The organism is Halochromatium salexigens, from assembly GCF_016653295.1.
Classification (GTDB): domain Bacteria; phylum Pseudomonadota; class Gammaproteobacteria; order Chromatiales; family Chromatiaceae; genus Lamprobacter; species Lamprobacter salexigens.
On the sequence record NZ_NHSF01000094.1, the window covers coordinates 1 to 10,203 of the forward strand.

Consider the following 10,203-nt stretch of genomic DNA (forward strand, 5'->3'; position numbering starts at 1 on the left):
TTCGCCGGCGCCACCGCGGCCAAGTCACTCGAGCGACACCTGCGCTCGGCCGAGATCCATCTGCTCTCGGCCGAGAACCATCTGACCTATAACCCGCTGCTGCCGGAGGTGGTCGGGGCTTCGGTGCTACCCGGTCATGTGGTCGCGCCTTTGCGCCAGATGGTGCGCCGCGCCAAGGTCCACCAGGTCCAGGTCACCGGCATCGACACCGAGGCCCGCCGTGTCCATTTCCGCAATCGCTCAGAGAGCGGCCACCTCGACTACGATCATCTGGTGCTGGCCTGCGGCAGCCGCGCCAATCTGCACATGATCCCCGGCATGGCCGAGCACACGCTGCCGCTGAAGACCGTCGGCGATGCGCTCTATCTGCGCAATCGCGTCATCGCCCGGCTCGAGGACGCCGAGCTGACCGAGAACCCGACCTTGCGCCGCTGGCTGAAGACCTTCGTGGTCATCGGTGGCGGCTTCTCCGGGGTCGAGGTCGCCGGCGAGATCAGTGACTTCCTTGATGAGAGCCAACGCTGGTATCGGCAGTCGCAGCTGGAGCCGGCACGGGTGGTGATCGTGCACGGGGGTCCACACCTGTTGCCAGAGCTACCGAAGCGACTCGGCCGTTTCACCGAGCGCAAGCTGTCCCGGCATGGCGGGGTTGAGGTACGGCTCAACACCCGCAGCCAGGCCATCGATGCGCAGGGCGTTGAGCTCAACAAGGGCAGCCGTATCGACGCCGGCACCGTCATCAGCACCATCGGCACGACGTCGAATCGGCTCATCGATGCCCTACCTGCCGAGAAGGAACGCGGGCGCTTGCGCGTCGAGGCCGATATGTCGGTGCCCGGTCTACCGGGTGTCTGGGCGATCGGCGATTGTGCGGCGGTGCCGAACGGCCGGGCCGATGGTGCGCCCTGCCCGCCGACGGCGCAGTTTGCGTTGCGCCAGGGGCCGCAGCTCGCCGCCAATCTCGCCCGCCGGGTGCGCGGTGAGCCGACCCACGCGTTCGGCTATCAGCCCAAGGGCCTGATGTCGGCCATCGGCCATAACCGCGCCGTGGCTCGGGTCTTCGGCATCAATCTGTCCGGGTTCATCCCCTGGCTGCTGTGGCGTGGCTTCTACCTGCTCTATATCCCGACCCTGGCGCGCAAGGCGCGGCTCTATCTGGAGTGGAACTGGGCGATGTTCTTCCCGCCCGATATCGCCCATCTGCGCTTTACACGGACGGTCGAGGACAGCGATGAGGACACGCAGGAGAAAGGCGCCCAAGGCGTCAAAGAGCGCTCACCGACTCCGGCCGCTGAGCGTGTTTGACGCCCCGCTCCCTCAGTCCGCCCGCCAAACCACCAACTTCTCGGTGCGCATGTCTTCGAAGGTATAGGGCATGCCGCCGGTGCCCAGTCCCGATTGGCGTAATCCGGTAAACGGCATCCAGTCGGTGCGGAAGGCAGTGTGGTCGTTAATCATCACTGCTGAGGCCGCCAGCCGACTGGCCGCATGCCTCGCAAACGCTAGCTCGCGTGTAAACACCGCAGCCTGGAATGCAAATGGCAGGGCATTGGCCGCCGCGATCGCCGCATCGACCTCGGCATAGGGATAGACGCAGATCACCGGGCCAAAGATCTCTTGGGTGCTGACCTTGGCCGTGGCCGGCGGATCGAACAGCACCGTCGGCATATAGCAGGTTTGCGAGAGCGGCTCACCCCCGCAGAGCAAGGTTGCACCCTGCCCCACCGCCTCGCGGACCCATTGGTCCACGCGCTCGACCTCGGCCGGGCGGATCAGCGGCCCGATCGCGGTCTCGGCCAGGGTCGGATCATCGACCTGCATCCCGGCCGCCGCTTCGGCCAGCGCCTGTGCCAAACCCAGCGCCTGATCCTGATGCACGTAGACGCGCTGCACCGAGACGCAGACCTGGCCGGCATGATAGAGACCGCCCTTGGCCAACACGGGCACGACCTGCTGCAGATCGACGCCCCGATCGACCAGCACCGGCGCCGCGCCGCCATGCTCGAGCGCGCAGCGGGCACCGGGCGCCAGCCGCGAGCGCAGATGCCAGCCGACCCGCGCACTGCCGATGAAGCTGAGGAAGGCCACCCGCGGATCGGTTGCCAGCGCCTCGGCGGTCGCGGGCGAATCCGTCACCAGCGCCTGCGCCCAGGCCGGCGGCAGGCCGGCCTCGCGCAGCAGATCGATGAACTGCAGGCACGACAGCGGTGTGTCCTCGGCCGGTTTGACGATCACCGGACAACCGGCCGCGACCGCGGGCGCCACCTGATGCACGATCAGGTTCAGCGGATGGTTGAAGGCGCTGACCGCCACCACCGGACCGATCGGCTCATGGGTGCTGAAGGCCCAGCGCCCGGCACCGGCGGCGGTCGCCTGCATCGGCACCTCGCGCCCGCCGCTGTGGCGCGGCAGCTCGGCGCAGCAGCGCAGGCCGTCGACTGCCCGCTCGGCCTCGACCCGGGCATCGGTCAAGGGTTTGCCGCCCTCGCGGGCGATCAGCAGGGCCAGCTCGTCGATGCGCGTGGCCATCAGCTCGGCGGCCCGACGCAGGATCGCCATGCGTTCAAAGTCGGGCAGCCAGCCGTCGCGCTGCCGGTAGCAGGCGTCGGCCACCGCGAGCGCTCGCTCGACGCCTTCAAGATCGACAGTGTCGACGGTCGCGATCGGGTGCAAATTGAAGGGATTCAGCACCTCGAGCGACCCGGCAGGGCTGACCTCGGCGGCGATGCGATGGCGATGATGCGGTTGTCGGTCATCGGTCATGGGATAATGTCTCCTGTTGCCGGCTGGATGATCAAGTCTCGCTGGCTGGGTTCTCGCACCGGCCCCACCGGTTCCGAGGGTACCGACGAAAAACGGATACCGACGAGCGGACTGGACTGTGGTCTGCGCTCGGACGCCTGCCCCACCGCCATCGGAGCACGCGGCGCACTCAAGGCCGCGACGACCGCTCGCTCGGATTCTGGATAGAACTGATCGAGGCCAATGGTCCGTCCATCGGCCTGCACCAGATGGGCATGGAAGCGCCGCAGCTCACGCGGGCTGCGCACACCGCAAGAGTGCGCGATGATGCCGACCTCTTTGGAGAGGTTCTGCACATAGGCCGCGACGCGCACGGCCTTGGTCGGCGCATGCAGGCCACGCTGGAACTTACGCTGATGGGTGGTAATCCCGGTCGGACAGGTATTCTTGTTGCACTGCAGCGCCTGGATGCAGCCAAGCGCGAACATGAACCCGCGCGCCGAGGTGATGAAATCGGCACCGATACAGAGCGCCCAGGCGACATCGGCCGGGGTGATGAGCTTGCCAGAGGCGATCACCCGAATGCGCTCGCGCAGGCCGTATTCGTTGAGCTTATCGACCAGCATCGGCAAGCTGACACGCAGCGGCAGGCCCATGTCATCCATCAAGGGCATCGGCGCCGCACCGGTGCCCCCATCCGCAGCGTCAACCGTGATGAAGTCTGGCGCCGAGGCCGCGCCGCGCGCATGGACCATGCCCAGCAGCTCATCGAGCCAACCATAGGCGCCGAGCACCACCTTGAAGCCGACCGGCTTGCCGGTGACCCGCCGCACCCGCTCGATCAGATCGAGCAGCTCGGCGGTCGTGCCGACATCGGGATGGCGATTCGGGCTGATGCTGTCGACCCCGACCGGGATGCCCCGGATCTCGGCGATCTCGGGGGTGATCTTGGCCGCCGGCAGGATGCCGCCCTTGCCGGGCTTGGCGCCCTGACTGAGCTTGATCTCGAACATCCTCACCTGCGGATGGGCGGCGACGGCCTGCAGGCGCTCATCGCTGAGGTTGCCGGCGGCGTCGCGCACCCCGTACTTCGCGGTGCCGATCTGAAACACCAGGTCGGCCCCGCTCTCCAAATGATAGGGCGAGAGCCCGCCCTCGCCGGTGTTGAGCCAGCAGCCGGCCTGGGCCGCGCCCTTGCCCAGCGCCTCGAGCGCCGGTTTGGAGATGGCCCCATAGCTCATGCCGGAGATGTGGAACAGCCCCGCGGTGGTATAGGGCTGCCGCGCAAAGGGGCCGATGGTGATCGGCTCCGATGGCACCGCATCCTCGCCCAGGGTTGGGAACGGGCAGTTGACGAAGATCACCTGCCCCGGCACGGTCAGGTTGCGGGTCGAGCCGAAGGCGACGGTGTTATCGACATCCTTGGCCGCGCGATAGACCCAGTTGCGCTGCGCCCGGTTGAACGGCAGCTCCTCGCGGTCCATGGCAAAGAAATACTGCCGAAAGAACTCGCCGAGGCGCTCGAACAGATACCGAAAGCGGCCGATGACCGGATAGTTGCGGCGGATCGCCTGCGACTTCTGGGTGCTGTCGACCAGATAGGCGTAGACGGCCCAGAGGGCCGCCAGGCCGATGACAAAGATGAACAGCGCCGACATCAGCTGCAACGAGGTCAGCAGGACGTCTTGGGTGGAATCGAATAGCGTCAACATCGTCAGGACTCCTCTTAGACCGGGCACTGCAGCGCGGCGAGGCGCTCGGTCAGTTGCATGTTTTGGGCGTAGTCGACCGGGCAGTCGATCACGGCGACAGTGCCGCAGTGCAGCGCCTCATCGAGCACCGGGATCAGCTGCGCGGCCGATTCGACCCGGTAGCCACGGGCGCCAAAGCTCTCGGCATACTGGACGAAGTCCGGGTTGTTGAAGCGGATCTGGGTCTCGCGGCCGAAGCGTTTGTCCTGGTGCCACTTGATCAACCCGTAGGCGCTGTCGCTCCAGATCAGCACCACGAACGCGAGTCCGAGGCGCAAGGCGGTCTCCAGCTCTTGTGAGTTCATCAGGAAACCGGCATCGCCGGTGATGGTTAGCACTCGTCGCTCGGGATGCACCAGCTTGGCTGCCAGGGCGCCAGGCACGCCAATCCCCATCGCCGCAAAGCCATTGGAGATGAGGCAGGTATTCGGCGCCTGTGCCTGCCACATGCGCGCGATCCACAGCTTGTGCGCCCCCACATCGGAGATCAGGATGTCCTCGGGCGCCAACACCTGACGCAGATCCCAGAGGATCTTCTGCGGCTTGAGCGGGAAGCCGTCGTCCTCGGCGTACTCGCGGTTCTCTTGCTGGATCGCCTGATTGAGGCCCGACGCCCAGTTCTCAGGGCGGGCTGTGAGGCGTCGGATCAGGCCGTGCAAGGCCGCATTGAGATCGCCGACGACGCCGACCGCGACCGGATAATGGGCATCGACCTCGGCCGGCTGCTGGCCGATGTGGATCACTGGCTGCTCCGGATTGCGGTGCCAGCGCTCGGGATGGTACTCGACCATGTCGTAGCCGACGCAGATCACCAGATCGGCCCGCTCGAAGCCACAGGCGATCAGGTCGTTGCCCGAGAGCCCGGCGGTGCCAAGCGAGAGCGGATGCTCGCGCGGGATCACGCCCTTGGCCATGAAGGTCTTGGCCACCGGGATGTTCAAGGTCGCGGCGAAGCTGTCCAAGGCCGCCGCGGCTTGCGCGCGAATGACGCCATTGCCGGCCAGCACCATCGGGCGCTCGGCCTGCGCGATCAGCGCCGCAGCCTCGGCGAGACGATCCTCGGGCGGCCAGGGCGTGCGCGGATTCTGCACTCGCAGGGGTGCCATCTCAGCGACCTCCGCGGCGGCGATGTTCTCGGGCAGCTCGATGAAGCTCGCCCCCGGCTTCTCCAGGGTCGCCTCCTTGAACGCCTTGCGCACCACTTCCGGGATCACCTCGGGCTCGCGCACCGAGGTCGCGTACTTGGAGATGGGCACGAACAGATTGACCAGATCCACGATCTGGTGGCTCTCCTTGTGCAGCCGGTGGGTCGAGCCCTGGCCGGCGATGGCCACCACTGGCGCGCGGTCGAGATTGGCATCGGCGACACCGGTGATCAGGTTGGTCGCGCCAGGACCGAGCGTGCCCAGGCAGACCCCGGGTCGACCGGTGAGACGGCCATAGACATCGGCCATGAAGGCCGCGCCTTGCTCATGGCGGACGGTGATGAAGTGGATCGGGCTGTCGATCAACGCATCCATCAGGTCGAGGTTCTCCTCACCGGGGATGCCAAAGATGTACTCGACACCTTCGTTCTCGAGACAGCGGACAAAGAGCTCAGCGGCATGCATGGGGGACTCCAAGGGTTGAAGGGGTCTCGCTAGCAGGCGAGACAGGCTGCTGGCCAGGGCTGTCCATCGGTGCCGGGGATCTGATCGCTATCGCGCGCGAGGGTCTTCATGCCGATCCCGAGGATCACCTCGAGGACCTGCTGCCGGTCATAGCCGGCCTGCTCCAGCGCGGCGACCGCGGCCTCATCGATGCGCCCGTGCGCCTTGGCCAGCGTGGCGGTGAACTGCCTGAGGGACTCCAGGCGTTGATCGCTCAAGCGGTCTCCTTCGCGCAACGCCTCGGTCATTTCCGTTGGCAAATCCATCATGTCCGCGAGCAGACCGTGGGCACCCATGCAAACGGCGCAGCGGCTCTCGCGGCTGACACTGAGCAGCACCACCTGCTGCTCCTCGCTCGAGAGTGAGGTCTTCTCCAACAAGGCGCCGAGGGCCAGGTAGCTTTTCAGAGACGCCGGCGCTGCCTCGAGCGTGCGCAGCGGCTTGGGTAGTTGGCTGAAGCGACGCTCGGCTTCGCTCAGCGCCGGCATGGCAGGCATGGCAGGAATGGCGTCTGGCAATTCCGATTGAACATCCGGGTCCGGAATCAGCGAGGGCATGAGGTGCTCCTGGCATCGGTTGGGCGGATCACTGCGCCTTGAAGGCAAACGACTGGACGACCCGCGCCGGCGAGGCGAGGGGCTGGGCTCATTGAGCACTTGATTCATGGAACCCGTGAGCCGTTGTTGAAGGCCGCTCGCGCAGGCTTGCCGCTCGCAACAAACAGCTGGTGGAGACTGTGCAGATTGACCGGCTTTTTCAGATAGGCGCGGACATGCGGCGCCAGCCCCGGATCAGGCTGCAGATCATGGGCACCGCTCATCAGCACGATCGTCAGCCCCGGAGCGCGCGCCGCCAGCTCAGCCCCCAGCGCACGGCCATCACCATCCGGCAAGCGGATATCGATCAGGGCACAGCGCAGAGGCTGTCGCTGCATGAGGTGTCGAGCTTCGGCGCAGTCACCGGCGGCACTGACCTGATAGCCAAGATCGCTCAGCTCCCAGCTCAGCATCTGGCGCAGCGGCGCGTTGTCCTCGACCAGCAGCAACGCGGCCTCGAGGCGCTGGCCGAGACCCGCGCCAGGGACGGCGCTGCAGTCGCCGGCGCTCGACGCGGTGGGAATCATCCGCGCTCACCCAGCGCCGCGCGCAGCTTCTGGCGAGCCCGGAACAGCCGCGTACCCGCACCCGCGCCGGTGAGGCCAAGCCGCGCGGCGATCTCCTGCTGCGAGTAGCCATGCAGCACCTGCAAGATCAGCGGCTCGCGATACTCCGCCGGCAGTGCTCGCAGCGCCCGGCGCAAGACAAAGGCGTCGGTCGAGGTGTCATAGTCCTGAGCCGCTTGCGCTGGCAGCTCCTCGGTTGGCATCGCGCTCTCGCGCGGTTGGATGCGCTCGAAGCGGCGCGCATTCTCACGGCGCACGATGGTCTTCATCCAGCCCAAGGCAGCCGCTGGGTTCTGCAGCCGCGCGAACGAGCGCCAGGCCCGCAGCAGGCTGTCCTGCACCAGATCCTCGGCGATCTGCTTGTCACCGCAGAGCCGGTAGGCGTATTTGAAGAGACTGTGCCGATGGGTCTCGGCGAGGGCCTCAAAGCTTGGCGCTTCGCTGGCGGTGGTCGATGGGGTGGAGACGAGTGCAGCAGACGCAGACATGGAAGAACTCCCGAAGTCGATGAGCGATCTGTCTGCGCTATTGCAGCCGTCGTGCCAATTTTTAATGGCTTGTTTTTGTTTGACTTTATAGAAAGCGAGCAAAGCCAATAGAACGTTTCGTTAATACGTTCCGTTGCAACGCGGTATCGGTTCGCTGCAGTGCGGTCATCCGCCGTCGGTCATGGCACGAAAGATCTGCTGCGCGCGGCGGGTCTTCATCCGGTATTCCAGGCGCTGTCCGCATCGCGCAGAAGGCTCAACCCATGAACTGCCTCTCCTTTCGCCGCCAACTGTTGGTCGATCCGCAATCACGACAAGCCGATCTCCAAGCCCATGCGGCGCAATGCGCGCCTTGTGCGCGCGCGCTCAAGCGGGCGCTGGCCTTCGAGGCGAGCCTCAAGGCGGCGTTGCTGCTGGATTATTCAGACGGTAATGACGATGACGCACATCGCGAAGGCGAGTCCGATGACCGTGGCGATGCCGACCCGCAGGAGTCGGTCTATTGCGTGAACGGTTGCTGAGGCAGCCTCCTCTTTCCGGTCGAGAGATATATCGCCATGCCGACACAGCGACCGCCTCGCAGACTGCTCGCCGGCCTGGGCTCCTGTCTTGGCCTCATCACCCTACTGAGTGGCGCACCCGCGCTGGCCGAGACGACGATCGAGGGCCGGATCAACGGCCTGCGCTGTGCCGAGGGCGGTCACGTCTGCCCGCTTGAGAATCTGGATGCCCATCTCTCGTTCGAGCTGGAGTTGGTGCTGCAGCTGGCCGATGGCCCGTACTACTTCCTCTCCAACGTCCCGCGCGACACCAAGGTCCGCCATGTGCGCAAGCAGGTCAGGGTGATCGGCACGGTGGTCAAGCCTTATCGCTCCATCTCGGTGGAGTCGCTGCAGGTCGAGGATGGCGATGGCTACCGCGAGGTTTGGAGCCCGCAGGCGCAGCAGCGAGCCTTCGAGGATATCTATCACAGTGGCTGGGACGCCACGCCAACCGCCAGTGACCAGGTCAGCGAGCGGCGCTAATGCGGGTGCCGGAGCCAGAGCCAGTTCCAGTACAGCGCAATGCTGCGCGCCACGAGGTCTTGATGAGCCATGCATCAACGTTTGCCCCTGATTGAGCCCCAAGTGGCCGATGCCAGGGTGACGGCCCTCTATCGCCAGATCGATGCCCGGTTCGGCGGCGTCCCGAACCTGTTCAAGGCCTTGGCGCACAAGCCCGGGATTCTCGAGGCGACCCTGGCGAAGGTTGCGCGGGTGATGGACGAGGGCGAGTTGGAGCGCAGGCTAAAAGAGATGATGGCGGTGGTCGTCGCCGACGCCCATGGCTGCGCCTACTGTGTCGGCGCCCATTCGATGGCGCTGCAGCGCCTTGGGGTGCCGCCGGCGACCATCGGGCTGCTGCTCCAAGATCTGGATGAGGCGCCCTTACCCGCCAATTGGATCGCGCTGTTGCAGCTGGCACGGCGGGCGGCGACCGATGTCCATGCCATCACGGACGCCGATATCGCGCACCTGTGGTCGCTGGGACTGAGCGATGCCGCTGTGGTCGAGCTGGCCAGTGTGATCGAGCTGTTCATCGCGCTGAGCTTCTTTCTCGATCTGTTCGCGGTGCCGCTGGATGAGCCGCCGACTGCAAACGCTAACCCAGGTTGAGAGCCCATGAACACGCCTACTCAGGCTTCTTAATCCGCGAACACCCAACCAACGCAACGACTTCAATCGAACCTGAGCTGGAGCAGATTAGTGCGCGTCGCACGCGCACGCTGCAGCATCCGGTCGGCCTTTTCGGCATCGAGTCCCCTCGAAGCGCGCCACCTGCTCAGCACTGGTGAACCAGTACTCCTTGCCCTGATAGGTACTGGTATAGGCGGGCGAGCCCTTCTGCGGGCGGCCGACCTCGAAGTAAGACAGCGGGCTGTAGCCCTCGATCGCCGGGTCCTGACTCATGTCGGTCGGCAGTCGCTGAGACTGAGCCGACAACGGACTCAGCGCCAGCGCCAGAGCCGCCGCTGTGGCGGTCATAGATGACGTCAGTGCTCTATTGAACATCGTGCAGCCTCTCTTGGTCGCGCACTGGGAAGCCCACCCCCCGGAGCAAGCCAACGTGGGCGTGCGCCGGGTAGGGTGTCGTTTACCGACACTGGGTACAGGTCTCGAAGGCGAAGCGCTCGAGCTCGACGGTATCCGCGGCGAAGTTGCGGATGCCCTCGGAGAGCTTCTCGGTGGCCATGGCGTCCTCGTTCAGCGCCCAGCGGAAGCTCGGCTCGTCGAATGACACCCGCGCCTCGCCGTCGCTGAGCGCATGGGTTGGATCGAGGCGGCGCGGCACCTCGCCCTCGGCCTGATCGAGCGCATCCATCAGCGGCGGTGCGATGGTCAACAGATCGCAGCCGGCCAGGGCCAGGATCT

12 protein-coding genes are annotated in these 10,203 nt (G+C 65.8%); 4 read left to right on the forward strand and 8 right to left on the reverse strand.

Features of this window, described 5'->3' with window-relative positions:
• Window positions 1-1,305 (forward strand): NAD(P)/FAD-dependent oxidoreductase (locus CCR82_RS18000; RefSeq protein ID WP_201247194.1); only part of this gene is annotated, 1,305 nt, incomplete at its 5' end.
• 12 nt (window positions 1,306-1,317) lie between these two features.
• Here the strand turns inward: CCR82_RS18000 and CCR82_RS18005 are convergent.
• The 6 genes from CCR82_RS18005 to CCR82_RS18030 all read right to left on the reverse strand — a co-directional run bounded on the left by CCR82_RS18005 (window position 1,318) and on the right by CCR82_RS18030 (window position 7,792).
• A complete protein-coding gene (locus CCR82_RS18005) occupies window positions 1,318-2,763 on the reverse strand; it encodes an aldehyde dehydrogenase family protein (protein WP_201247195.1) in 1,446 nt (481 codons plus the stop codon).
• Window positions 2,760-4,454 carry an FMN-binding glutamate synthase family protein gene (locus CCR82_RS18010; RefSeq protein ID WP_201247196.1) on the reverse strand — a complete coding sequence of 565 codons (1,695 nt, stop codon included), beginning with the start codon at window positions 4,452-4,454 and terminating at the stop codon, window positions 2,760-2,762. Before CCR82_RS18010 ends, CCR82_RS18005 begins: the two co-directional genes overlap by 4 nt.
• 14 nt (window positions 4,455-4,468) lie before the next feature.
• Window positions 4,469-6,103 carry an acetolactate synthase large subunit gene (locus CCR82_RS18015; RefSeq protein ID WP_201247197.1) on the reverse strand — a complete coding sequence of 545 codons (1,635 nt, stop codon included), beginning with the start codon at window positions 6,101-6,103 and terminating at the stop codon, window positions 4,469-4,471.
• Window positions 6,104-6,132: 29 nt separating this feature from the next.
• Window positions 6,133-6,699 carry a carboxymuconolactone decarboxylase family protein gene (locus tag CCR82_RS18020; protein ID WP_201247198.1) on the reverse strand — a complete coding sequence of 189 codons (567 nt, stop codon included), beginning with the start codon at window positions 6,697-6,699 and terminating at the stop codon, window positions 6,133-6,135.
• Between the two features lie 104 nt (window positions 6,700-6,803).
• Window positions 6,804-7,265: a response regulator gene (locus tag CCR82_RS18025; RefSeq protein ID WP_201247199.1), complete on the reverse strand. Its 462-nt coding sequence runs from the start codon at window positions 7,263-7,265 to the stop codon at window positions 6,804-6,806.
• Window positions 7,262-7,792, reverse strand: a complete 531-nt coding sequence (locus CCR82_RS18030) for a sigma-70 family RNA polymerase sigma factor (RefSeq protein ID WP_201247200.1) — start codon at window positions 7,790-7,792, stop codon at window positions 7,262-7,264. The genes CCR82_RS18025 and CCR82_RS18030 overlap by 4 nt, the downstream gene beginning before the upstream one ends.
• 263 nt (window positions 7,793-8,055) lie before the next feature.
• Between CCR82_RS18030 and CCR82_RS18035 the strand changes: the two genes are divergently transcribed.
• The 3 genes from CCR82_RS18035 to CCR82_RS18045 all read left to right on the forward strand — a co-directional run bounded on the left by CCR82_RS18035 (window position 8,056) and on the right by CCR82_RS18045 (window position 9,447).
• The gene (locus CCR82_RS18035) at window positions 8,056-8,313 is read left to right on the forward strand and encodes a hypothetical protein (RefSeq protein ID WP_201247201.1); all 258 of its coding nucleotides are present in this window, start codon (window positions 8,056-8,058) and stop codon (window positions 8,311-8,313) included.
• A 36-nt stretch (window positions 8,314-8,349) separates the two neighbouring features.
• Window positions 8,350-8,817: a hypothetical protein gene (locus CCR82_RS18040; RefSeq protein WP_201247202.1), complete on the forward strand. Its 468-nt coding sequence runs from the start codon at window positions 8,350-8,352 to the stop codon at window positions 8,815-8,817.
• A gap of 69 nt (window positions 8,818-8,886) precedes the next feature.
• Complete coding sequence (locus CCR82_RS18045; RefSeq protein WP_201247203.1) at window positions 8,887-9,447, forward strand: carboxymuconolactone decarboxylase family protein; 561 nt, start codon at window positions 8,887-8,889, stop codon at window positions 9,445-9,447.
• 87 nt (window positions 9,448-9,534) lie between these two features.
• Here CCR82_RS18045 and CCR82_RS18050 read toward each other — a convergent pair whose 3' ends face one another.
• Window positions 9,535-9,843, reverse strand: a complete 309-nt coding sequence (locus CCR82_RS18050) for a YHS domain-containing (seleno)protein (RefSeq protein ID WP_201247204.1) — start codon at window positions 9,841-9,843, stop codon at window positions 9,535-9,537.
• Window positions 9,844-9,925: 82 nt separating this feature from the next.
• The coding region (locus CCR82_RS18055) for a transaldolase family protein (RefSeq protein ID WP_276570588.1) at window positions 9,926-10,203 on the reverse strand (278 nt) is incomplete at its 5' end.

Coding starts and splice junctions, on each gene's coding strand:
- CCR82_RS18005 (WP_201247195.1), bottom strand. CDS start 2,763: ATGACCGATGACCGACAACCGCATCATCGCCATCGCATCGCCGCCGAG.
- CCR82_RS18010 (WP_201247196.1), bottom strand. CDS start 4,454: ATGTTGACGCTATTCGATTCCACCCAAGACGTCCTGCTGACCTCGTTG.
- CCR82_RS18015 (WP_201247197.1), bottom strand. CDS start 6,103: ATGCATGCCGCTGAGCTCTTTGTCCGCTGTCTCGAGAACGAAGGTGTC.
- CCR82_RS18020 (WP_201247198.1), bottom strand. CDS start 6,699: ATGCCCTCGCTGATTCCGGACCCGGATGTTCAATCGGAATTGCCAGAC.
- CCR82_RS18025 (WP_201247199.1), bottom strand. CDS start 7,265: ATGATTCCCACCGCGTCGAGCGCCGGCGACTGCAGCGCCGTCCCTGGC.
- CCR82_RS18030 (WP_201247200.1), bottom strand. CDS start 7,792: ATGTCTGCGTCTGCTGCACTCGTCTCCACCCCATCGACCACCGCCAGC.
- CCR82_RS18035 (WP_201247201.1), top strand. CDS start 8,056: ATGAACTGCCTCTCCTTTCGCCGCCAACTGTTGGTCGATCCGCAATCA.
- CCR82_RS18040 (WP_201247202.1), top strand. CDS start 8,350: ATGCCGACACAGCGACCGCCTCGCAGACTGCTCGCCGGCCTGGGCTCC.
- CCR82_RS18045 (WP_201247203.1), top strand. CDS start 8,887: ATGCATCAACGTTTGCCCCTGATTGAGCCCCAAGTGGCCGATGCCAGG.
- CCR82_RS18050 (WP_201247204.1), bottom strand. CDS start 9,843: ATGTTCAATAGAGCACTGACGTCATCTATGACCGCCACAGCGGCGGCT.